Source organism: Herbaspirillum sp. 1173, from assembly GCF_031455335.1.
Lineage (GTDB): Bacteria > Pseudomonadota > Gammaproteobacteria > Burkholderiales > Burkholderiaceae_D > Herbaspirillum > Herbaspirillum huttiense.
The window spans coordinates 792,117-815,276 of sequence record NZ_JAVDSP010000002.1 but is presented as its reverse complement, the minus strand read 5'-3'; the positions used below and the strand labels follow the sequence as shown (position 1 = coordinate 815,276).

The 23,160-nt window shown below is 63.0% G+C and carries 23 protein-coding genes; 19 read left to right on the top strand and 4 right to left on the bottom strand.

The annotated features are described in order from the left end of the window. Positions 1 to 64: 64 nt before the first annotated feature. The 8 genes from J2X56_RS11695 (at position 65) to coq7 (ending at position 9,015) form a co-directional block, all read left to right on the top strand. Positions 65 to 1,081 carry a LysR family transcriptional regulator gene (locus J2X56_RS11695; protein WP_039786886.1) on the top strand — a complete coding sequence of 339 codons (1,017 nt, stop codon included), beginning with the start codon at positions 65 to 67 and terminating at the stop codon, positions 1,079 to 1,081. Between the two features lie 329 nt (positions 1,082 to 1,410). After that, the gene (locus J2X56_RS11690; RefSeq protein ID WP_121043864.1) at positions 1,411 to 2,703 is read left to right on the top strand and encodes a Glu/Leu/Phe/Val dehydrogenase; all 1,293 of its coding nucleotides are present in this window, start codon (positions 1,411 to 1,413) and stop codon (positions 2,701 to 2,703) included. A gap of 927 nt (positions 2,704 to 3,630) precedes the next feature. Continuing rightward, entirely contained in the window at positions 3,631 to 4,578 is a 948-nt protein-coding gene (locus J2X56_RS11685) for an amino acid ABC transporter substrate-binding protein (protein ID WP_121043861.1), read from the top strand. Positions 4,579 to 4,765: 187 nt separating this feature from the next. Then, the gene (locus J2X56_RS11680) at positions 4,766 to 5,515 is read left to right on the top strand and encodes an amino acid ABC transporter permease (RefSeq protein WP_121043858.1); all 750 of its coding nucleotides are present in this window, start codon (positions 4,766 to 4,768) and stop codon (positions 5,513 to 5,515) included. Positions 5,516 to 5,518: 3 nt separating this feature from the next. Next, positions 5,519 to 6,214: an amino acid ABC transporter permease gene (locus J2X56_RS11675; RefSeq protein WP_039786895.1), complete on the top strand. Its 696-nt coding sequence runs from the start codon at positions 5,519 to 5,521 to the stop codon at positions 6,212 to 6,214. Positions 6,215 to 6,298: 84 nt separating this feature from the next. Continuing rightward, positions 6,299 to 7,027, top strand: a complete 729-nt coding sequence (locus J2X56_RS11670; RefSeq protein ID WP_008331909.1) for an amino acid ABC transporter ATP-binding protein — start codon at positions 6,299 to 6,301, stop codon at positions 7,025 to 7,027. Positions 7,028 to 7,257: 230 nt separating this feature from the next. After that, the gene (gene pyrC, locus J2X56_RS11665; protein ID WP_121043855.1) at positions 7,258 to 8,292 is read left to right on the top strand and encodes a dihydroorotase; all 1,035 of its coding nucleotides are present in this window, start codon (positions 7,258 to 7,260) and stop codon (positions 8,290 to 8,292) included. Between the two features lie 96 nt (positions 8,293 to 8,388). Continuing rightward, positions 8,389 to 9,015: a 2-polyprenyl-3-methyl-6-methoxy-1,4-benzoquinone monooxygenase gene (coq7, locus tag J2X56_RS11660; protein WP_034329872.1), complete on the top strand. Its 627-nt coding sequence runs from the start codon at positions 8,389 to 8,391 to the stop codon at positions 9,013 to 9,015. Between the two features lie 80 nt (positions 9,016 to 9,095). On the opposite strand, the gene J2X56_RS11655 is transcribed toward coq7, so the two are convergent. Both J2X56_RS11655 and J2X56_RS11650 read right to left on the bottom strand, forming a co-directional pair. Further along, positions 9,096 to 9,554 carry an OsmC family protein gene (locus J2X56_RS11655; protein ID WP_134136561.1) on the bottom strand — a complete coding sequence of 153 codons (459 nt, stop codon included), beginning with the start codon at positions 9,552 to 9,554 and terminating at the stop codon, positions 9,096 to 9,098. A gap of 255 nt (positions 9,555 to 9,809) precedes the next feature. Further along, positions 9,810 to 10,199, bottom strand: coding sequence for a hypothetical protein (locus J2X56_RS11650; protein ID WP_134136562.1), 390 nt, complete (start codon positions 10,197 to 10,199; stop codon positions 9,810 to 9,812). Between J2X56_RS11650 and rplM the strand changes: the two genes are divergently transcribed. From rplM to erpA, 6 genes are all read left to right on the top strand, one after another. Beyond that, a complete protein-coding gene (gene rplM / locus J2X56_RS11645; RefSeq protein ID WP_013235788.1) occupies positions 10,198 to 10,626 on the top strand; it encodes a 50S ribosomal protein L13 in 429 nt (142 codons plus the stop codon). The genes J2X56_RS11650 and rplM overlap by 2 nt on opposite strands. Before the next feature lie 9 nt (positions 10,627 to 10,635). Next, positions 10,636 to 11,028, top strand: coding sequence for a 30S ribosomal protein S9 (gene rpsI, locus J2X56_RS11640; protein WP_006461968.1), 393 nt, complete (start codon positions 10,636 to 10,638; stop codon positions 11,026 to 11,028). A 265-nt stretch (positions 11,029 to 11,293) separates the two neighbouring features. Further along, a complete protein-coding gene (argC, locus tag J2X56_RS11635; protein WP_121043852.1) occupies positions 11,294 to 12,331 on the top strand; it encodes an N-acetyl-gamma-glutamyl-phosphate reductase in 1,038 nt (345 codons plus the stop codon). 23 nt (positions 12,332 to 12,354) lie between these two features. Then, positions 12,355 to 13,059, top strand: coding sequence for a DUF6776 family protein (locus J2X56_RS11630; RefSeq protein WP_121044014.1), 705 nt, complete (start codon positions 12,355 to 12,357; stop codon positions 13,057 to 13,059). 9 nt (positions 13,060 to 13,068) lie between these two features. Then, positions 13,069 to 13,464, top strand: a complete 396-nt coding sequence (locus tag J2X56_RS11625) for a polymer-forming cytoskeletal protein (protein ID WP_039786903.1) — start codon at positions 13,069 to 13,071, stop codon at positions 13,462 to 13,464. Positions 13,465 to 13,537: 73 nt separating this feature from the next. Beyond that, entirely contained in the window at positions 13,538 to 13,903 is a 366-nt protein-coding gene (gene erpA / locus J2X56_RS11620) for an iron-sulfur cluster insertion protein ErpA (protein WP_008331898.1), read from the top strand. A gap of 164 nt (positions 13,904 to 14,067) precedes the next feature. Here the strand turns inward: erpA and hemL are convergent, their stop codons facing one another. Together hemL and J2X56_RS11610 are read right to left on the bottom strand one after the other, a co-directional pair. Further along, a complete protein-coding gene (gene hemL / locus J2X56_RS11615; protein ID WP_134136565.1) occupies positions 14,068 to 15,351 on the bottom strand; it encodes a glutamate-1-semialdehyde 2,1-aminomutase in 1,284 nt (427 codons plus the stop codon). Positions 15,352 to 15,385: 34 nt separating this feature from the next. After that, entirely contained in the window at positions 15,386 to 16,234 is an 849-nt protein-coding gene (locus J2X56_RS11610) for a bifunctional hydroxymethylpyrimidine kinase/phosphomethylpyrimidine kinase (RefSeq protein ID WP_039786906.1), read from the bottom strand. A gap of 98 nt (positions 16,235 to 16,332) precedes the next feature. Here J2X56_RS11610 and J2X56_RS11605 point away from each other — a divergent pair, with 98 nt between their 5' ends. The 5 genes from J2X56_RS11605 to J2X56_RS11585 all read left to right on the top strand — a co-directional run bounded on the left by J2X56_RS11605 (position 16,333) and on the right by J2X56_RS11585 (position 22,919). Then, positions 16,333 to 16,485, top strand: coding sequence for a rubredoxin (locus J2X56_RS11605; protein WP_006461975.1), 153 nt, complete (start codon positions 16,333 to 16,335; stop codon positions 16,483 to 16,485). A 448-nt stretch (positions 16,486 to 16,933) separates the two neighbouring features. Next, positions 16,934 to 17,518 carry a chemotaxis protein CheW gene (locus tag J2X56_RS11600; RefSeq protein WP_121043846.1) on the top strand — a complete coding sequence of 195 codons (585 nt, stop codon included), beginning with the start codon at positions 16,934 to 16,936 and terminating at the stop codon, positions 17,516 to 17,518. Between the two features lie 128 nt (positions 17,519 to 17,646). After that, positions 17,647 to 19,863, top strand: coding sequence for a methyl-accepting chemotaxis protein (locus J2X56_RS11595; protein WP_310160414.1), 2,217 nt, complete (start codon positions 17,647 to 17,649; stop codon positions 19,861 to 19,863). Between the two features lie 15 nt (positions 19,864 to 19,878). Further along, entirely contained in the window at positions 19,879 to 22,068 is a 2,190-nt protein-coding gene (locus J2X56_RS11590) for an ATP-binding protein (RefSeq protein ID WP_310160411.1), read from the top strand. 116 nt (positions 22,069 to 22,184) lie between these two features. Continuing rightward, entirely contained in the window at positions 22,185 to 22,919 is a 735-nt protein-coding gene (locus J2X56_RS11585; RefSeq protein WP_034330510.1) for a ZIP family metal transporter, read from the top strand. Positions 22,920 to 23,160: the final 241 nt, after the last annotated feature.

Here is a 23,160-nt window from a genome sequence, read left to right as displayed (position 1 = left end):
TGCGCCGGCGCGGGCACAGCGGCACAATTCGCGCATTCGACCTAGAACGGGAAGTGGGCGGGCAATGGAAAGCAAATGGCTTGAGGATTTCGTCTCCCTGGCGGAAACGCGCAGTTTCAGTCGCTCGGCGGAGCTGCGGCACGTGACGCAACCGGCCTTCTCGCGGCGCATCCAGTCGCTGGAAGCCTGGCTGGGCACCGACCTGATCGACCGCACCTCCTATCCCACGCGCCTGACGGCCGCCGGTGAAGTCTTCTATGAACAGGCCGTGGCCATGCTGGGCCAGATCAACAACACGCGCGCGCTGCTGCGCGGCAAGCGGCCCACGGCGCAGACCACCATCGACTTCGCCGTCCCCCATACGCTGTCGCTGACCTACATGCCCAAGTGGCTGAGCGCCCTGGAGTCTGGCTTCGGCTCCATCAACACGCGCCTGATCGCGCTCAATGTCCACGATGCCGTGATGACCATCGTCGAAGGCGGCTGCGATTTGCTGCTGTGCTATCACCATCCGCGCCAGCCGGTGCAGCTCGATGCCAGCCGCTACGACATGCTGACCATGGGCACCGAAACCCTGCGCCCGTATTCGCGCTGCGACCGCAACGGCAAGCCCGATTACGTCTTCCCCGGCAGCGCCAAGGCTCCCGTGCCTTTCCTCTCCTACACCAGCAATGCCTACCTGGGCCGCATGGTGGAGCTGATGATGGCCGATACCAAGCGCCCGCTGCACCTGATGAAGCACTACGAGACCGACATGTCGGAAAGCCTCAAGATGATGGCGCTGGAGGGCCATGGGGTGGCCTTCCTGCCGGAATCCTCGGTGCTGCGCGAAGTGCGCAACCGCCAGCTGGCGCGCACCGACGGGCCCACCGGGGAGTGGGAAGTGGAGATGGAAATCCGGCTGTATCGCGAGCGCCCGACTGCCCAGCGTACCGGCAAGGCGCTGGTGGCGCGGCTGTGGGAATACCTGGTGGAGCTGGATGCGCAGCGGCAGGAAAAGGCCGAGCGCGGTGAACGTGGGGAGCGTTCCAAGGGGGCTGGCGGAAAAAGTCCGCGCACGGCTGAAAAACGCGATTCCTGATCAAAAATTAACAGGTGAAAATGGCGCAATCCCTTATCCATCAAGGGATTTCAAAGGTTATGCAAGCGCTGCATAATTGCATGCTCACAAAGCATTAGCGTTGTTTTGAGCGGCTGGCTACGATGGCGGCGCTGAATCGGACAGGCACGAATTTCCAGCAGGCGCAGCCCGCGCCGCGCTGGCGGGCGCGCCTCCGTCGCCGCCTTCTTGCGCGCCTTGTGGTGCGGCTTGCAGGCCGCTGCCGACGGAGTAACATGCCTGGCGGACTTTCGGAATTTGCAGGCCTTTTGTCTTTGAACAGCACGGCTATCCAAAGGAGCGATTGCATCATGTCGAACGTACCTAATCACGAAGTGCCTTCCTATCTCGTCCCGCACGGCATCGGTCCGTGGGGCGTCTATCTCGAACAGATCGACCGCGTCACGCCCCACCTGGGCTCGCTGGCCCGCTGGGTGGAAACCCTCAAGCGTCCCAAGCGCATCCTGGTGGTCGACGTGCCCATCGAGCGCGACGACGGCACCATTGCCCACTTCGAGGGCTATCGCGTGCAGCACAACACTTCGCGCGGTCCCGGCAAGGGCGGCGTGCGTTTCCACCAGGATGTGACGCTGTCCGAAGTGATGGCCCTGTCGGCCTGGATGACCATCAAGAATGCCGCCGTGAACGTGCCCTATGGCGGTGCCAAGGGCGGTATCCGTGTCGATCCCAAGACGCTCTCCCGTGGCGAGCTGCAGCGCATGACGCGCCGCTATACCAGCGAGATCGGCATCATCATCGGCCCCAACAAGGACATCCCGGCACCGGACGTGAACACCGATTCGCAGATCATGGCCTGGATGATGGATACCTACTCCATGAACCAGGGCAGCACGTCCTCGGGCGTGGTGACCGGCAAGCCCATCTCCCTGGGCGGCAGCCTGGGCCGCCATGAAGCCACCGGCCGTGGCGTCTTCGTGGTCGGTTGCGAAGCCGCTGCCAAGCGCGGCATGGACATCAAGGATGCCAAGGTCGCGGTGCAAGGTTTCGGCAACGTCGGCGGCATCGCTGCGCGCCTGTTCGCTGAAGCCGGTTCCAAAGTGGTGGCGGTGCAGGATCACGTGACCACCGTCTTCAATGCCGGTGGCCTGGACGTGCCGGCACTGCAGGCTTACGTGGCCAAGCATGGCAGCGTCAAGGGCTTCGAAGGTGCGGATGAAATCACCGACCGCGCCCAATTCTGGTCGGTCGACTGCGACATTCTGGTGCCTGCCGCACTGGAACAGCAGATCACCGAAGCCAACGCCAATCACATCAAGGCCAAGATCATCCTGGAAGGCGCCAACGGCCCGACCACCCCGGCCGCCGATGACATCCTGCGCGACAAGGGCGTGCTGATCGTGCCGGACGTGATCGCCAACGCCGGTGGCGTGACGGTGAGCTACTTCGAATGGGTGCAGGACTTCTCCAGCTTCTTCTGGACCGAAGACGAAATCAACCTGCGCCTGACCCGCATCATGCGCGAAGCCTTCGCCGCCGTCTGGCAGCTGGCCGAAGAGAAGAGCGTGTCGCTGCGTACCGCGGCCTTCATCGTGGCGTGTACCCGCGTGCTGCAGGCGCGTGAAATGCGCGGCCTGTATCCGTGATGCAGTGATGCTGTAAAAAAACGGTCCGGCGAGCACCGGACCACCACGGCCAAAGACGGCGGCGCACTGCGCCACAGACCGTCGGCCGCATGATTCCAGAGCACTCTGGTTCGGAGGAGACGTGGTTGCTGTGCGCATGCGCACCGCAGGCCAACCAGCCTTGCGGCGCAAGATCTTCAGTGACGGACCCGGCATCAACATGCCGGGCGCTGCCGCATGTGCGGATGATCCGGCACGGGCTGCTGCGGCCTGTCATGCCGATGTCGTGCACGTTATCGGACGGTGTCGTTTTGACCTGTCTCTTCACGTTTGTCGCACTCGCATTCGCCGCACTGACGCTGGCTTCCATTCTTCCCTGCACGTTTCTGCATATCGCCCTGCAAGCGGCGTCCACACTGGCTCTGCGCTGGTGCCTCCGGCTTCTGTCCATTCCCCGATCACCGCTGTCATGATGCTGCCTGCCGCAGCACGCCCATGCGCTCGCGTGCTGCGTGCGGATGGCGTTTCTGGCATGGATATTGCTGAAAGGAATGGGGTTGCTGCCGTGCTGCCGACGTCCTCTTCAGGGCTTCCTGCGAGGTGCGAAACCCTCCTCATTGCGTCGGATCGTGGTACCGCCGCCATGAGGGTTTCTGCGGATTGCCAGACCGGGCGGCATATGTCGTACAATGCGCCCGCCGACAGTTGCGCTCGGGTAATTTGCCAGTCTGCGCTTCACCGAGGGGGTGGTCATCGCCAGAGATCGCCAGTGGTGGAGCAAACAAAGCTGGCAAAGAACTGTGTTAGCACACAGAATAGGCGACACGGCAGAGAACAATAACAGGCTCGTCAATACGGCCGGCCAGCCCGGTAGGGGCAGCGCGCAAGCGGATTCGCTACCAGGCCATTTGAACCGTTACGTAAAAAATTTTTCCAGGAGGTCACACAATGAAGTTATTGAAGCTAGCAGGGGTTTTGGTTGGGGCAAGCGTACTGATGAGCTCGGTGCATGCTGAGGAATTCACCGGCCGTCTGAAGAAGATCAAGGACTCGGGCACCCTGACGCTGGGCGTGCGCGATTCGTCGATTCCCTTCTCCTATCTGGACGACAAGCAGTCCTACCAGGGCTACTCGATCGACCTGTGCCTGAAGGCCGCGACCGCGATCCAGAAGAAGCTGGGCCTGACCTCGCTGAACATCAAGATGGTGCCGGTGACCTCGGCCACCCGCATCCCGCTGATCGCCAACGGTACCACCGACATCTCCTGCGACTCCGCGACCAACAACCAGGAACGTTGGAACCAGGTGGCCTTCTCGGTGACCGAGTTCGTGACCGCCAACAAGTTCCTGTCCAAGAAGTCGGCCAACCTGAAGACGCTGGATGACCTGAAGGGCAAGACCGTGGTCTCGACCTCCGGTACGTCCAACCTGAAGCAGATCACCGCACTGAACGCCGAACGCAACCTGGGCATGAACATCCTGGCTGCCAAGGACCACGCCGAAGCCTTCCTGATGGTGGAAACCGGCCGTGCCGCCGCCTTCGTGATGGACGACATCCTGCTGTCCTCGCTGGCCGCCAACTCCAAGGCCCCGGCTGACTACCAGGTTTCCTCGGAAGCCCTGTCGGTCGAGCCGTACGGCCTGATCCTGCCGAAGGGCGACAACGACTTCAAGAAGGTCGTCGACGAAGCCCTGACCGTGGTCTACAAGGGTGACGACATCAAGAAGATCTACGCGAAGTGGTTCCAGTCGCCGATCCCGCCCAAGGGTGTCAACCTGAACGTGCCGATGAGCCCGCAGCTGCAAGCCGTTCTGGCCAAGCCGACCGACTCCTACGATCCGGCTGCCTACGCTGTCGTGCCGGAAGCGCAGAAGAACCTGGGCAAGAAGAAGTAAAAGCGCATTGCTTCGTGCAATCGAACGAAACGGGGGCCTGTCCCCCGTTTTGTTTAGCCGGAACTGTCCCGCTTGCCTTGCGGCAATGCCGGGGTGGCCAAGGCGCTGAACCAACAAGAAGCGGCGCGGCATTTGCCTGGTGACCGCGCCCGAGAACACAGACTTCGAACCACAGACGAGGCCATTTATGCATTACAACTGGAATTGGGGAATCTTCTGGGAGATGTCTCCCGATGGCATTCCCTACATCGACACGCTGCTGGCGGGCCTGAAATGGACCCTGGCCACAGCCGCCTGCGCCTGGATCATGGCACTGATCCTGGGCACCATCTTCGGTACCCTGCGGACCACCACCAAACCTTGGGTGGTGCGCATTGCCAACGGCTACGTGGAACTGTTCCGCAACATTCCGCTGCTGGTCCAGATGTTCCTGTGGTATTTCGTGGTGCCGGAACTGCTGCCCAGCGCCATCGGTGACTGGATCAAGAGCCTGCCGGATGCGTCCTTCGTGACCGCGACCCTGGCCCTGGGTTTCTTCACCTCTTCCCGTGTGGCCGTGCAGGTGACCACCGGCATTCAGGCGCTGCCGCGCGGCCAGCGCATGGCGGGTGCCGCCCTGGGCCTGACCCCGGTGCAGACCTATCGCTACGTGCTGCTGCCGATGGCCTTCCGCATCATCATCCCGGCACTGACCAACGAGTTCGCCGCCATCATCAAGAACAGCTCGGTGGCACTGACCATCGGCCTGGTGGAACTGACTGCCGCAACCTACTCGATGCGCGAATTCACTTTCCAGACCTTCGAGGCGCTCAGCGGTGCCACGATCATCTATCTGATCATTTCCGTGATCGCGCTGTTGATGGCGCGTCTGCTGGAAAAGGTCACCGCCGTTCCGGGCTACATCACCGGCGGCAGCACCAGCGCAGGAGGGCATTGATCCATGTTCAGCAATTTCGATTTCGACGTCATCCAGCGCTCGTGGGTCTACCTCTTCACGACCGGCCTGAAGTTCACGCTCATCCTGACCTTCTCGGCCATGCTGGGCGGGATCATCCTGGGCACGCTGCTGGCCATGATGCGCCTGTCGTCCAACAAGCCGCTGTCGTTCATCGCGACCACCTACGTCAACCTGATCCGCTCCATTCCGCTGGTGCTGGTGATCTTCTGGTTCTACTTCCTGGTGCCCTTCATCGGTGCCTGGATCATTGGTGCCTCCGAACCCATCCAGGTCGGTGCGTTCCAGTCGGCCCTGATCACCTTCATCCTGTTTGAAGCCGCGTATTATTGCGAGATCATGCGTTCGGGCATCCAGTCCATTCCGCGCGGGCAAGTGTTCGCCGGCTATGCGATCGGCATGAACTACTGGCAGATGATGGGCAACGTGGTGCTGCCGCAGGCCTTCCGCAACATGACCCCGATCCTTCTGACACAGACCATCGTGCTGTTCCAGGACGTCTCGCTGGTCTACGTGCTGGGCTCGGTGCCGGACTTCGTGACCAGCGCTTCCAAGATCGCGCAGCGTGATGGCCGCCTGGTGGAAATGTATCTCTTCGTGGCCGTGGTGTATTTCGTGCTGAGCTTTGGCCTGTCGCAACTGGTCAAGCGCTTCCAGAAGAAGATTGCCATCATCCGCTAAATGTTTTTGACGGCCGCCGCCCGCGCTTTGTCGCGCCAGGCTGGCGGCCAGTGAATCCAGAATTCAGAAATCCAGGAGAATCAAATGATCGAACTCAACAATGTCAGCAAGTGGTATGGCAGCTTCCAGGTCCTGACCGACTGCTCGACCTCCGTCAAGAAGGGCGACGTGGTGGTGGTGTGCGGCCCGTCCGGTTCCGGCAAGTCCACGCTGATCAAGACCGTCAACGGCCTGGAGCCGTTCCAGAAAGGCACCATCACCGTCGATGGCGTCTCCGTCGGCGACCCCAAGACCAACCTGTCCAAGCTGCGCGCGCGCATCGGCATGGTGTTCCAGAACTTCGAACTGTTCCCGCACCTCTCCATCCGCGAGAACCTGACCATCGGCCAGATCAAGGTGCTGGGCCGCTCCAAGGAAGAGGCCACTGAAAAGGGCTTGAAGTACCTGGACCGCGTGGGCCTGCTGGCGCACAAGGACAAGTTCCCCGGCCAGCTCTCCGGCGGCCAGCAGCAGCGTGTGGCGATTGCCCGCGCGCTGTCGATGGACCCGATCGCCATGCTGTTCGATGAACCGACCTCGGCGCTGGATCCGGAAATGATCAATGAAGTGCTCGACGTCATGGTCGGCCTGGCCCAAGAAGGCATGACCATGATGGTCGTGACCCACGAAATGGGCTTCGCCCGCAAGGTCGCCAACCGTGTCGTGTTCATGGACAAGGGCCTGGTCGTGGAAGATTGCGCCAAGGATGAGTTCTTCGCCTCGCCGCGCTCGGAACGCGCACGCGACTTCCTGGCCAAGATCATCACCCACTGATCGCGCAGATTGGTATCGCGGCAAGGGCTGCCCCGGCAACGGGGCGGCCCTTGTCGTTTGTGCCAGGTCAAAAGCGGGTCAGGGCTTGCCCTCCGGGGTGCTTGACGGCTACGGTAGAATGTCGCCCTTGAAGACATCGCGGCTGGCTCTCCACAGCCCGCATCCGCCGGGATGCCTTGCCTGATCCGTAATCCTCAGACCGACACCACTCCAAGACCGAAAGATCCGCAATGAGCAATGTACTGACCATCACCCGCCCGGACGACTGGCACCTGCACCTGCGCGACGGCGCCACCATGCAGGACGTGCTGCCGCATACGGCACGCCAGTTCGCACGCGCCATCGTCATGCCCAACCTGAAGCCGCCGGTGACCACCACCGCGCAGGCCGGTGCGTATCGCGATCGCATTCTAGCCGCCTTGCCCGCAGGCATGTCCTTCGAGCCGCTGATGGTGCTCTACCTGACCGACAACACACCGCCCGAGGAAATCCGCCGTGCCAAGGAAAGCGGCTTCGTCAAGGCCGTGAAGCTCTATCCGGCTGGTGCCACCACCAACTCCGACGCCGGCGTGACCGACCTGTCGAAGTGCTACAAGACCTTGGAGGTGCTGCAGGAAGTGGGCATGCCCTTCCTGGTCCATGGTGAAGTGACCGATCCCGAGATCGACCTGTTCGACCGCGAAGCGGTCTTCATCGAGCGCATCATGAAGCCGCTGCGCCAGGCCATGCCGGAACTGAAGGTGGTCTTCGAGCACATCACCACCAAGGAAGCGGCCGACTACGTGCTGGCCGGCGAAGGCCCGACGGCCGCCACCATCACGGCGCACCATTTGCTCTTCAACCGCAACGAGATCTTCAAGGGCGGCATCCGTCCGCACTACTACTGCCTGCCGGTCTTGAAGCGCGAGACCCATCGCAAGGCGCTGGTGGCGGCAGCCACTTCGGGCAATGACAAGTTCTTCCTCGGTACTGATTCGGCCCCGCACGCCAAGGGTGCCAAGGAACACGCCTGTGGCTGCGCCGGCTGCTACACCGCGCTGCATGCGCTGGAGTTGTATGCCCAGGCCTTCGACAGCGCCGGTGCGCTGGACAAGTTCGAAGCCTTCGCCAGCTTCAACGGTCCGGACTTCTACAACCTGCCGCGCAATACCGGCACCGTCACCTTGCAGCGCGAGACCTGGGCCATCCCGGCCGAGCTGCCCATGGGCGATGCCACGGTGGTGCCGCTGTCGGCGGGCGAACAGATCCACTGGAAGATGGTCTGATCCGTTTCAGGGATCAGCCGTATTCCTTCGTCCCCGGTCCGCGCGCCCAGGCGGCGCGGCCGGGATGTCCATCACAACGAGAGAAAGGCGAGTTGTATGCAAGTCGTCGATGAACTGATTACCGATTTCGACAAGGCGCTGCGCGTGATCAGCGGCGTGGTGTTCGAGAGCCGTCCCAACCCGGGGCGCGGCCTGCCGGACGGTGTCATGAACGAGGCCGAGAAGCGCCACGCGGCCGGGCTGATGCGGGTCAACAACGTGGGCGAGGTCTGTGCCCAGGCGCTCTACGACGCCCAGGGCCGCTTCGCCCAGACGGAAGATATCAAAGCGGCCTTCAGGCGCGCCGGCATCGAGGAAGAGGATCACCTCGCCTGGACCGCCGAACGCCTGCGCGAACTGGGGTCGCATACCAGCCTGCTCAATCCGCTGTGGTATGGCGGCGCCTATGTGCTGGGCAGCATCGCCGCACGGCTGGGCGATGCGCGCAACCTGGGCTTCGTCTCCGAGACCGAGCGCCAGGTCGAGCACCACCTGCTGGGCCACCTGGACAAGCTGCCGGCCCAGGACAACCGCTCGCGCGCCATCGTCGACCAGATGCGTCTTGATGAGATCGAGCACGGCCAGGCCGCACGTGACCTGGGCGCTGCCGAGGTGCCGGCTCCGGTCCGCGGGCTGATGAAGGCCATGGCCAAGGTAATGACCACGGTGGCTTATCGGATCTGAACCCGGAAGGCGGCCGGAGCGCCGGACATGAAAAAAGCGGCCTCGGCCGCTTTTTTCTTGCTGCATCCTGTATCCGGATCTTACTGCTGCTGGACGGCTGCAGAGGACGTATCGGTGAGGTCGTCGATGATCTCGAAGGAGTGCGTGATCTCGGCCGTCTTCTCCAGCATGATCGAGGCCGAGCAATATTTGTCGTGGGACAGCTTGATGGCGCGCTCGACCACGTTGGTCTTGAGGTTGCGGCCACGCACGGTGAAGTGGAAATGAATCTTGGTGAACACCTTGGGATCGGTCTCGGCGCGCTCGGACTTGAGGGTCACGTCGCAGCCGCGCACGTCCTGGCCGCTCTTGCGCAGGATCACCACCACGTCATAGGCGGTGCAGCCACCGGTACCGGCCAGCACCACTTCCATCGGACGCGGGGCCAGGTTGCGGCCGCCGCCATCGGGCGCGCCATCCATCGTCAGCAGGTGGCCCGAACCGGTTTCCGCCGTGAAGGTCATGCCGGACAAGCCGGTCCAACGTACTGTGCATTCCATCTGTCTCGTCCCAATCGGTTCAATGAAGCTGCGTATTGTAGCTTTTGACGCGCATACCTGCAGCCGGTGCAGGGGAGGGCATGTGAAGCTCCGTGATTTTTGCGCTGCGGAAAAATTGTCGAATGAATATTCATCTATCGCGTTTCCACTGTGCTTTCAGCAACTTGTAACCCAGCAGTGACGCCGCTTGCAGACAGTTACAAATTTATTCGCCTCGCGTTATTGCGTTGCACAAACCGCTTTGCTATATTGAATTCAACGGAAGTTTTTGCAGCACGTAACGATGTCTCCTCCACCCTCCTCATTGGTGTGGATTAAACCCGGAACCTCAGTGTCCGGGTTTTTTTTGTCCTTTTTTCGCCAAGCTTGGCCAAAGTGCGACGCAAAGTTGTGCCACCGGCAATGAAATGCAGTCTTCCAGCGATAAAACCCCGGCAAATTGCCGGATTGACGCCACAATCCCCCGAAACCTTTTGACGCTAAGTCCTTGAAAAGGCTATACTTGCCGGCTTTCCCATGCGCTCGGGAAGATAAAAGGATGAGTCCGCGAAGCGAAGTACCCAGGACAGCAGGCATCCGCCGGCTGGCCCGCATGAGCGGAACCGCCATTTGAGCGTTTATATACTGATAGAGAAAGTCAAACATGAAGACCTTTTCCGCTAAAGCCCATGAGGTTCAGCGCGAGTGGTTCGTGATTGACGCGACGGACTTGGTCCTCGGACGTGTTGCCAGCGAAGTGGCACTCCGACTGCGCGGCAAGCACAAACCCGAATTCACTCCGCACGTCGATACCGGTGACTTCATCGTCGTCGTCAACGCAGGCAAGCTGCGCGTGACCGGCACCAAGGCCACTGAGAAGACCTATTTCCGCCACAGCGGTTATCCGGGCGGCATCTACGAAACCAACTTCCTGAAGATGCAACAGCGTTTCCCCGGCCGTGCGCTGGAGAAGGCCGTCAAGGGCATGCTGCCCAAGGGTCCGCTGGGCTACGCCATGATCAAGAAGCTGAAGGTTTATGCAGATGGCAACCATCCGCACGCCGCGCAGCAACCGAAACCCCTCGCCCTCTAAGGAACAGACATGATCGGTAACTACAATTACGGAACCGGCCGTCGCAAGAGTGCAGTGGCGCGTGTTTTCATCAAGGCAGGTTCGGGCAACATCATCGTCAATGGCAAGCCCGCCGCTGAGTACTTCTCCCGCGAAACCGGCCTGATGGTGATCCGTCAGCCGCTGGAACTGACCGGCAACGTCGAACGTTTCGACATCAAGGTGAACGTCCACGGTGGCGGCGAATCCGGCCAGGCCGGCGCTGTTCGCCACGGCATCACCCGCGCCCTGATCGACTACGACGCCGGCCTGAAGTCGGCTCTGTCGAACGCGGGCTTCGTCACCCGTGACGCGCGTGAAGTCGAACGTAAGAAGGTTGGTCTGCGCAAGGCACGTCGCGCAAAGCAATTCTCGAAGCGTTAATCGTTTCTTGTATTACGGAAAGCCGTCGGCATCTGTGCCGGCGGCTTTTTGCTTTTATGCGTTGCGGCTGCAGGTTTGGCTTGCTTGCGCAACGTCTCGTAGTGTGACGATAATTTCGGCTATTTGCGGAAATTACTGTCCGAGCGGAAATCAGCGGGAAATATTCTCCTGCTAAAATTGACCGCTTTTCAGCGTGCCCTGCACGCGCGTCCGGCGCTCGTCCGCCACGGCGTTTTCTCTTCGCCTTTTCTCGCAAGGAACAGACATGATCAAGGTAGGTATCGTTGGCGGAACCGGTTACACCGGCGTCGAATTGCTGCGTATTTTTGCGACCCACCCGCAAGCCCGGGTGGAGGCCGTGACCTCGCGCAAGGAAGACGGCATGCCGGTATCCGAGATGTATCCCTCCCTGCGCGGCCGCGTCGATGTGGCCTTTTCCTCGCCCGACAAGGCGCGCCTGACCGACTGCGACGTGGTCTTCTTCGCCACCCCGCACGGCGTGGCCATGGCCCAGGCCCCGGAACTGGTGGCCGCCGGCGTGAAGGTGATCGACCTCGCCGCGGACTTCCGCATGCAGGATGTGGCCGCCTTCGAGAAGTGGTACAAGCTGCCGCACAGCTGCACTGACCTGCTCAAGGAAGCCGCCTACGGCCTGCCCGAACTGAACCGTGAGGCCATCCGCAAGGCGCGCGTGGTGGGCAATCCTGGCTGCTATCCGACCACCATGCAGCTGGGCTTCGCACCTCTGCTGAAGGCCGGCGTGATCGATGCCTCGCACCTGATCGCCGACTGCAAGTCCGGCGTCTCCGGCGCCGGTCGCAAGGCGGAACTGAGCCTGCTGTTCTCGGAAGCCTCGGACAACTTCAAGGCTTATGGCGTCTCCGGCCATCGCCACTCGCCCGAAACCATCGAACGCCTGTCGCACCTGACCAGCGACAAGGTCGGCCTGCTGTTCACGCCGCACCTGGTGCCGATGATCCGTGGCATGCATTCCACCCTGTACGCCCGCCTGAGCAAGGACATCGACAACGCTGCCCTGCAGGCCCTGTTCGAAGACGCCTACAAGGACGAGCCCTTTGTCGACGTGCTGCCCTTCGGTTCGCATCCAGAGACCCGCACCACGCGCGCTTCCAACATGCTGCGCCTGGCCGTGCATCGTCCGGACAATGGCGACACGGTGGTGGTGCTGGTGGTCCAGGACAACCTGGTCAAGGGTGCTTCCGGCCAGGCCGTGCAGTGCATGAACCTGATGTTCGGTCTGGAAGAAACCAGCGGCCTGCAGCAGGTCCCGGTCCTGCCGTGAAGTACCGCTTGTGGCGTCGGCGCATGACGATTTCTGCGCCGAAGATGACCATCAAGCGCCATCTGCCGCTGCCGCTGCTGATCCTTCTGTGGGCAGCGGTGGTGGCCGTGGGCGCGGCGGCGGCGGTCTGGACTTACCAGCTCGGCCGCAACAACCTGCCCGGCCTGCATGGCGATGCCGGCGAGCAGATCGAGCAGCTGAGCGAACAGGTCAAGAAGCTGACCGCGGAAAATGAGCGCTTGCAATCTGCCTCCAACGCGTCGCAAAATGAACTGAAGATTGCCCAGACGGCGCAAGCCACGCTGGCGACCCAGGTCAAGAACATGGAGGCGGAAATCAACCGCCAGAAGGAAGATCTGGCCTTCTTCGACAGCCTGCTGCCGACCAACCTGGGCGCACCCGGCATCACTATCCAGCGCTTCAAGGCCGAACAAGCCGCGCCCAACCAGCTGCGCTATCGCGTGCTGGTCATGCAAGGTGGTGGGGGAACGCAACAGTTTGCAGGAAACCTGCAGCTTAGTGTCAATATGGTGCAGGGCGGCAAAGGTGTTACCATCAACTTCCCGGAAGGCAATTCCGCTGACCAGGCGCGCTATCGGCTCGCATTCAAGTATTACCAGCGGGTCGAAGGCCTGCTGACCATTCCCGAAGGTGCCATCGTGAAGTCGGTGGCAGTCCGAGTTCTCGACCGCGGCCAGGTGCGTGCCCAGCAGTCGGTAGATCTGTGAGGTGATTCCATGTTTACACGCAAGACCAAAAGCACGATCGACAGCCTGATCGGCATGTCCACCAGCATCACGGGCGATGTCGGCTTCAAGGGCGGCCTGCGCATCGACGGCGCCATCACCGGCAACATCAACGCCGAAACCGGCCAGCCCAGCGTGCTGGTCATCTCCGAGCACGCCAAGGTGGTCGGCGAGGTGCGCGCGGCACACCTGATCGTCAACGGCGAGATCGTCGGCGATGTCCACTCCACCGAACTGCTGGAGCTGCAGCCCAAGGCTCGCATTACCGGCAATGTCTTCTACAAGGCGCTGGAGATGCATGGCGGGGCACTGGTCTCCGGCAAGCTCAGCCATGACCAGCAGGTGGAGACGCCGGTGCTGAAGCTGGCTGCATCGTCGGAAGCATGAAAATCCGCAAGCGCTTATAATGGCTTTATCGATCTAATGTATTGATCCGCCTCAAGCCCAGCAGGAGCCCGAAATGAATGCCGTAGCCGAACTGCAACAAACCGACATGCCCGCCCCGATCAACTTCAGCGACAGCGCAGCCGCCAAGGTGGCCCAGCTGATCGAGGAAGAAGGCAATCCCGACCTGAAATTGCGCGTCTTCGTGCAGGGCGGCGGTTGCTCGGGTTTCCAGTACGGTTTCACCTTTGATGAAATCGTCAACGAAGACGACACCACCATGAGCAAGAACGGCGTCCAGCTGTTGATCGACTCGATGAGCTACCAGTACCTGGTGGGCGCCGAAATCGACTACAAGGACGACCTGGAAGGCGCGCAATTCGTCATCAAGAACCCGAACGCCACGACCACTTGCGGTTGCGGCTCTTCGTTCTCGGTGTAAGCGCTGCCAGACTCCCCGCCTGGCGCAGCTTTGCGGGGAGATGAAGAAAAAGGACGCCTCGGCGTCCTTTTTTCATGTCCAGAACCTTCATATCGCCCTGGACCCACCGTGCAGCGGGCATTTCCGGGAACGGCCAGGCGCCACCGGAACTGCCCGCACCAGCCTCAGCCCAGTTCGATGAAGGCTTTGGCCGCAGCGGCGATGGTTTCCTCGATGATCGCATCGCTGTGCTGGGCCGACACGAAGCCGGCTTCGAAGGCTGAAGGCGCGAAGTACACGCCCGCATCCAGCATCTTGTGGAAGAAGCGGTTGAAGCGTTCCTTGTCGCCCTGCATCACCTCGGCATAGCTGGTGGGCACCTTGGCATCGAAGTAGAGGCCGAACATGCCGCCGATGGCATCGGCTGCGAAGCTCACGCCGGCTGCCTTGGCGGCAGCGGCGAGGCCATCGGCCAGCTTGCGGGTCTGGGCCGTCAGATGGGTGTAGAAGTCCGGCTGCTGGATGATCTTCAGGGTCGCCATGCCGGCCGCCACCGTCACGGGGTTGCCCGAGAGGGTACCGGCCTGGTAGACGCCACCCAGCGGTGCCAGATGCTTCATCACCTCGGCGCGGCCACCAAAAGCGGCCACCGGCAGGCCACCGCCGATCACCTTGCCCAGCGCCGTCAGGTCGGGAACGATGCCGTTCAATTCCTGGGCGCCGCCACGTGCCACGCGGAAGCCCGACATCACTTCATCGAAGATCAGGATGGCGCCGTATTCGGTACACAGGCGGCGCATGGTGCGCAGGAATTCATCCGACGCACGCACCAGGTTCATGTTGCCCGCCACCGGTTCCACGATCACGCAGGCGATCTCGTTGCCGGCATTCTTGAAGGCCTCTTCCAGCTGGGCGGCGTTGTTGTAGTCCAGCACCAGGGTGTGCTTGGCGAAGTCTTCAGGGACCCCGGCCGAGGTCGGATTGCCGAAGGTCAGCAAGCCGCTGCCTGCCTTCACCAGCAAGGAATCGGCGTGGCCATGGTAGCAGCCTTCGAACTTGATGATCTTGTCGCGGCCGGTGGCGCCACGGGCCAGGCGCAGCGCGCTCATGGTCGCTTCGGTGCCGGACGAGACCAGGCGGATCTGCTCGATGGAAGGCACCAGCTTGATGATCTCTTCGGCCATCTCGATTTCAGCCTCGGTCGGTGCACCGAAGGACAGGCCGCGTGCAGCTGCCTGCTGTACCGCCTTGACCACTTCCGGATGGGCGTGGCCGACGATGGCCGGGCCCCAGGAGCCGATGTAGTCGATGTAGCGCTTGCCTTCGGCATCCCAGAACCAGGGGCCTTCGGCGCGTTCGATGAAGCGCGGGGTGCCGCCTACCGAGCGGAAGGCGCGAACCGGGGAATTGACGCCGCCCGGCGTACTTTGCTGGGCGCGGGCGAACAGGGATGCATTGGTCTTGGTCATGAGTGTGCGGACGATACCGTCCGGGTGCAGTGAATCAGTTGATGGAAGGCGGCGCGTCCAGATCGGCGGGATCTTCCGATTCGCGCGCCCAGAAATAGCGGTCGGGCAGCAGCTTGCCCATGCCGATGCGCTGCGCATTGGCCAGCGCGGCCAGCGTGAACTCCTGCGCTTCGGACGCCGCCAGCGGCACTTCCAGGTCATTGGCCAGCATCGCTGCCATGGCCGCCGAGAGCGTGCTGCCGGCACCGACGAAGGAGCCCGGCAGGCGCGGCCAGGCATCCTGGCGCACCAGGCCGGATTCGTCGAAGAGCGAATTGGCCACTTCCTGCAGGTCGGTCTGGGTATTGGTCACCAGCAGGTATTCGCAGCCCATTTCGATGATGCGCATCGCATCCAGCTCCAACGCATCGCCCGGCACCGGCTCGCGCCAGGTTTCGGCCAGGCGGGTCAGTTCGCCGGCCGAGCAGATCAGCACCGTGGCCTGCGGGATCAGCAGTTCGCGGATGGCGATCAGGCGATCATCCTCGTCTTCCTGGTTGGCCAGGGCACTGATGAAGGGATCCAGGATCAGCGGTACGTCGGGATAGTCGGAGACGATCTCGGCAATCACCGAGATGTTCTCGATGCTGCCCAGCGCACCGACCTTGAAGGCGGCCACGGCCATGTCTTCGAGGATCACGCGGGCCTGGTCGGCGACCCAGTCGACGTCGACCACCTGCACGTCTTCGACGCGGGCGGTGTCGCCGATGAGCAAAGCCGTCACCACCGACAAACCGTGGCAGCCCATGGCGGCGAAAGTGGCGAGATCGGCCTGGACGCCCGTGGCGCCGACCGGATCAGCTGCGCCGAAGCTGAGGATGAGGGGAGGAGTTTGGTTTTGCACGTCGAGTAGATTAAGATAGCTGACTTAGCATTTTACTTGATTGATTTTAGGGATAGTCAGCCGTGACGAATAGCAGCCAAACCGAATTCAAAACCTGGATGTGCCTGATCTGTGGTTGGATCTACGACGAAGAAGCAGGCCTGCCCGAAGAAGGCATCGCCCCGGGCACCCGCTGGGACGACGTGCCCATCAACTGGACCTGCCCGGAATGCGGCGCCCGCAAGGAAGATTTCGAGATGGTCGCGATCTGATCGCTTCCTGATCGCCTGCACCGCCGCCGACGGCTTCGGCATTGCGTCCCGCGGCCATCTGCCCGGCGGCACGCTGGCGGCGCTTCCTTAGCCGGGAGTTGCCGCTCACCCTCCTGTTTTCCTGCCTTGCGGGATTTGATCTACATCAAACTCTCGCTTTGTCACGGTTTTCGTCGCGTTTTCCCATCATTTTTTTCTGCCTGCTGGTGCCATGTCTTTGCCGGGCGGAAAAGCAGCGAACTTTTCTGGGTAAAATCGTGAGCAGTACCAGCTTTGCCCGCATGACCGGATAACAGGACGCACAGACGTCCGCCCGGCCCCTGTAAGGCATCTCCCCCGACGGTCTTGTCCATTGAGCCCAGCCCCGCCATCGCGCCGCTGGCCCGCTTCGGCGTGCGCGCAAGCGTGCGGCGGCATGGCCTTTCTTAACCGCTTCATGAGGGCTGGTATGCCACACACCAAGGATTTCGTCATCAACGCGCCCGCCGCCCGCAGCTTTCCCGGCCTGCCGGAGCGCGAGGGACTGGAGCAGTTCCAGGCTTCGCTGCTGGCGCGCATGGCCGCTTCCGACAACGAAAGCATGCGCTCGCGCCGCCTGGCGGTGGCCATGGGCGAACACTGCTATCTGGTCCCGCTGGCTCAGGCCGGCGAGATCGTACCGCTGTCCGGCCTTGCCATCACCCCCGTACCCGCCACCCGCGACTGGTTTCGCGGCCTGCTCAACATCCGCGGCAGCCTGATCGGCCTGGCCGATCTCATGGGCCTGGCCGGTGCCGTCCCCCAGGAAATCGGCCGCAGCAGCCACGTCCTGCTGCTGGCTCACGGCCTGGCACCGCAATGCGGCTTGCTGGTGTCAAGGGTATTGGGCCTGCGAGACATCACAGAAATGACGCAAATATCGAAAAATTACGATACGGAAATTCCCTTGCTGGGCCTTGCCGGACGTTATAAAGACAGCGGTGGTCAGCAATGGGATGAACTGGACCTGTCGCTGCTGAGCCAGGACAGCCGTTTTCTGCAGATCGGCCGCTAGCAGCGGTGTCGCAAGCGACGCCGAGGCGGCCTCTGCAAGCCACTGCAGCTGCAGGCCTGAAAATCAGAAAAACCTGAGAAATCCAGAAGATCTGCGAGATCTGTAAAGAGGGAATAGGAACGCCGGCCATGGAACCGACCTTGCCGTATCTGTCGAAAAAGAAGCTCCAGGCCGCCCCTGGGGCCGGCACCGGGAGCGCTGCCGTGGCCGGAGACGATCCAGGCCGGTCGGCCGGGCAGGGCGGCCCTGGCCTGCGCCTGCCCTGGCTGCACCGTTATTCCCTGCGTACCCAGACCCGGGTGCTGCTGGGCGTGCTGGCGCTGTCGCTGGCGGCCCTGTGCCTGTTCATGTGGCTGGGCGCGCGCCTGTACCTGCTGGCGACATTGCAGACCAACCTGGCCTCGGATCTGGTGATGCATTCCCAGCGCATTGGCAAGGCCGTGCCCAATGCCATCCAGGGCAATCCCCAGGCCTTCGTGCAGCTGGCGCAAAGCCGGCTCGAATTCAATCGCGGCCTGCTGCTGCTGAGCAGCGGCGGTCCGTATCAAGGGCAGAACATCGGCCTGCCCGATCCGGCGCTCAAGCCGGCACTGGACAACGTGGCCCGCATGTGGCGTCGTACCGATCTGGCCGCCGAGACCATCCTCGGCATGGAAAAGGAATTGACCGGTTTCGGTACCACGCTCAAGCGCCTCAACCAGCTGCTGCCCGTGATGCTGGATCTGAGCGAGCAGATCGCCATGCTGCAGTCGCAGGGCCGGCCCACCACGCGCGAGATGGCCGCCGCCAGCCAGCTGGTGATGCTGACCCTGCGCCTGGGCCGCAGCTCCAATGAGTTCCTCACTTCCGATGGCGTCAATGCGGAAACTGCCTTCATGCTCGGCAAGGACATCACCGCCTTTGGCGACCTGTTGAAGAGCCTGCTGGAAGGCAATGAGATGCTGCGCCTGCGCGCCGCCACCGATGCTGACCTGCGCAGCAAGCTGCAGGAACTCACGCGGGTCTTCGGCGAATACCAGCCGCAGATCGCCGGCATCCTCGGCAACCTGCAGAATTTCATCGCGGCCAAGCGTTCCGAGCAACTGGTGTTCATGGAAAACGAAACCTTGAAACGCCACCTCACCGAATTGCAGGATGCCTACCGCGTCGCCCTGAAAGCGCGCTCCTGGACCTTCTGGGCCATGCTGTGCGCCATGGCAATGGCCCTGCTCAGTGCCATCGGCATCGCCCTGGTGCAATTGCAGAGCAGCCGCAATAATGCCGCCGCCGCCGAAGCCCGCCGCCAGGAAGCCGAACTGCAGCGCCAGCTGGCCCAGCAGGAAGAAGAAAAGGCCATGCGCGCCAACCACCTGACCCAGGCCGCCGTGCTGCGGCTGATGACCGAGCTGCAGCGCGTGGCCGATGGCGATCTGACGGTGCACACCACGGTCTCGGACGACGTCACGGGTGCCATTGCCGATTCCGTGAACTACACCGTGGAAGCCCTGCGCGGGCTGGTCGAACAGGTCACGCAGATGGCCGCCAAGGTGGCCTGGAGTTCCGAGCACGTGCGCGGCACCACCACCGAGCTGGGGGCCGCTGCCCGTGCGCAGGCCCGGCGCATCCAGCGCATCGCCCAGGCCATGCTGGAAATGTCCAACCAGATCACCGGCATCTCGGTGTCGGCCGATGAATCCGCGGATGTGGCCCGCCACGCCGTGGTGGTGGCCGAGCGCGGCGCGCGTGCCGTGGAAGATGCAGTCAAGGCCATGGATGGCATCGGCGAGCAGATCCGCGAGACCTCCGAGCGCATCAAGCGCTTGGGCGCGTCCTCGCAGATGATCGGCGAGATCACCGACCTGATTTCGGATATCACTGAACGCACCAATGTGCTGGCCCTCAATGCCGCCATCCAGGCAGCGTCGGCGGGCGAGGCCGGGCGCGGCTTCTCGGTGGTGGCCGAGGAGGTGCAGCACCTGGCCGAGCGCTCCAGCGCCGCCACGCGCGAGATCGGCGCGCTGGTGCGCATGATCCAGGCCGATACCCGCGACGTGGTGGTTGCCATGGAAAAATCCACCAATGGCGTCACCGATGGTGCCGTGCTGTCGGACGCGGCCGGCAGCGCCCTGGCCGATATCCGCAGCGTCTCCAAGCGCCTGGCCGACCTGATCCAGGGCATGGCGGTATCGACCCGCGAACAGGCGGTCTCGGCCAATGGGGTGGCCCAGCAGATCCAGGGCATCCTGAGCGAGAACGACATCATCGAGCAGAGCCGCGAACAGGTCGCCTCGCTCTATGAAGAACTGTGGGATGCGGCGCGCCAGCTGGAAAGCTCGGTCTCGCGTTTCCGCGTCAAAGTTTCCTGAGCCGGTGCTGCTGCCATGATCCTCGGTACCGACAACGCAACAGTCCAGACTCAGGCCGGATCCGGCATCCGGTCCGGCGCGGGCGATGAGCGTCTGCGCGAGACCCTGCGTCCGCTGCTGGCCATCGTGCGCCAGCAAAGCGCCGCCTGGTGTGCCCGCCTCGACCAGCAGCAAGCACGTCCCGGCCTGCCGGCACTGGCCCTGCGTACGCTGGCGGCGCTGCGTGACTATGCCGGTGCCAGCGGTGCCGCTGCCTTTGCCTCCTCCGCCTCGGCACTGCTGGAGACCTTGCAGCAGCAGGGCAGCGATGGCAGCTCACACGCAGGCACCCGCAGTCTGCTGGAAGCCGGCATCCATTCCCTGGCCAGCCAGCTGGAAGGCCCGCTTGCCCCGGCCAGCGAACCGCAGGCACCGGAGCTGATCGATCCACTCCTGCTGCCGGTCTTCCTGGAAGAAGCACAAGAGCTCATCGCCGGTATCGGCGAGACCTTGCTGGTGCTGTCGGAGGGCGGACAGCCTGGTGCGGTCGATGCCAGTCTGCTGGCCGAACTGGCGCGCCCGCTGCATACGCTCAAGGGCAGTGCGCGCATGGTGGGGGCCTTGCACCTGAGCCGCTGCCTGCACGACATGGAAGGCGCCCTGCAGCGTCTCGGCGAGGGCAGCCCTGCCCCCCGGAGCGTGGCGGCGCTGCTGGCCTTGTATGACCAGGCCGTGGAGCATTTCAGTACGCTGGAACAGGGCATGGCCACGTTGTCGGCAGCCGGCACACAGGCCGCCCCTTCCGCCTTGCCCGGCACCGCAGCGGCAGAGGGGCGGCTGACCGCGCCCTTGGTCCGTATCCGTACCACCGTGCTGGACAAGCTGCTGAATCAGGTAGGTGAAGTTTCCATCAGTCGTGCCCAGCTGGACAACGAAATCGGGGCCCTGCAGGGCGACGCGCGCCTCTTGGGTGAAGATTTGGACGCCATGGCACAGCAGCTGCAGCGATGGCAGCGCAGTTGGGAGCAGGGCAGCCTGCAGCCCCGGGACGAGGCCGCGACCGGCCTGACCGAACTGGCCAAGGCCATGGAAGCCGCCCTGGGTGCTGCCGTGGCGCGCCAGAAGCGGCTGCTGCAACGGGTGGTGAGAACCCGCGAAGGCCTGCGCCAGCAAGGCCGCACCACGCGCGAGCTGCAGCAGGAGCTGATGCATGCGCGTATGGTCAAGTTCAACAGCATGGAGCCGCGCATGCAGCACCTGGTGCGCCAGGTCGCGGCTGAAACCGGCAAGCCACTGGTACTGGACCTGTCGGACTGCCGGCTGCAAATCGACCGCGCCATCCTGGAACGCCTCATGGGCCCGCTGGAACACCTGTTGCGCAATGCCGCCGTACATGGCATCGAAGAAGCGCCGGTGCGCCGCGCGGCCGCCAAGCCGCCCAATGGCTGCCTGCGCATCCAGGCGGGGCACGAGGGCAATGAAGCCGTCATCCGTGTCAGCGACGACGGCCGCGGGCTGGACCTCGCCGCGATTCGCCACAAGGCGATGCAACGCGGATTGCCGGGCGTGGAACAGTGGAGCGAAACGCGCCTGGCCGAGCTGATCTTCGAACCCGGCTTCAGTACGCAATCGCAAGTCTCTGCCCTGGCCGGACGCGGCATCGGCATGGATGTGGTGCGCGCCGAAGTGGCGGCACTGGGCGGGCGCATGACGGTGCATTCGCGGCCCGGCCAGGGCGTGCTCTTCACGCTCTACCTGCCGCTCTCGCTGGCGGTGCAGCAGGTCTGCCTGCTGCATCACGGGCAGCAGCAGTACGCCATTCCTTCCACCCTCATCGACAGCGTCATCCAGTTGCGCAGCGACCAGGCGCGCCAGGCCCTGGCGCGGCGCGCCCTGGAGCTCCATGGCCGCGAGCTGCTGTTGCATCCGCTGCACGTCCTGCTGGACGAGCCGCCGCCGGTGCCGCTGCCAGGCACCAGTGATGCCGGTTCGGCCTTTGCCTTGCTCATCAAGAACGGCGATGAACTGATGGTCATCATGGCCGACCACGTCAGCGGCAACCGCGAAGTGGTGGTCAAGCCGGTCGGGCCGCAGGTGGCGACCTTGGCCGGCATGGTCGGGGCCACCGTACTGGGGGACGGGCAGATCGTGCTCATCATCAATCCGCTGCTGCTGGCCGGCTCGCGCCGCGTCGATGGCAGCGGCCGGGCGGCGGGCGTACAATAGCGGGCTTTGGCTGCGCGGCTGGCACGCCTGCCATTTGCCCCTGCATCGTCTTTCGCCCGAGGTCCGTCATCGACTCCACACTCGTCTCCATCCTGCTGGCCACCACCCTGGCCGGCGTGGTCAGCATTACCGCTGCGGCGGTGTTCTCCTTCGCGCTGCTGTCGAAGGTGGTCGAGCGCATGGTCAGCCTGTCGGTGGGCATCATGCTGTCGACCTCGCTGTTGCATGCGCTGCCGGAAGCCTTTGAATCGCAAGCCGAACCGCATACGCTCTTCGCGGTGCTGCTGGGTGGCCTGCTGGTGTTCTTCCTGCTGGAGAAGACGGCCATCCTGCGCCACTCGCACCACCACGAAGACGATGGCCACGGCCATCACCACGGTCACGACAAGAAGGAAGCCGGCAAGGCCGGCTGGATGATCCTGGTCGGCGACGGCCTGCACAATTTCACCGATGGCATCCTGATTGCGGCGGCTTTCCTGGCGGATCCGCACCTGGGCCTGGTCACCGGACTGGCCATCATCGCGCATGAGATCCCGCAGGAAATCGGTGACTTCATCGTGCTGCTCAATGCCGGTTTTTCGCGCACCCGCGCCTATGTCTACAACCTCATCTGCAGCCTGATGGCGGTGGCCGGCGGCGTGCTGGGCTACTTCATGCTGGAACGCGGCATGGAGTGGATTCCCTTCGTGCTGGTGTTTGCCTCCTCGGGCTTCATCTACATCGCCGTTTCCGATTTGATGCCGCAGATGCAGCGCCGCGCCACGCTGCGCGAGACGATCCCGCAGGTGATCCTGATTGCAGCGGGCGTGCTGATCGTGCTGGCACTGACGCATCAGGCGCACGTTCACTGAGGGCATCCGGCCGCGCGGACGCGTCGCGTTGCCGGCGCAATATCCAGCGCATGCCCACGCTGCAGACCAGGCCCAGCAGGCCGAAGAAAAACAAGAGATCCTGGAGCACGATCCATCCTTTCATCGCCTGAAGGCGGGGTTGCGGATGGCTTCACTGTAGGGGTGCCGCGCGCGGTACGCCAATATCAAATCAGCCGGCCCGCCATCTCGAAACGAGATGGATGCGCCGGCGAAACCGGGC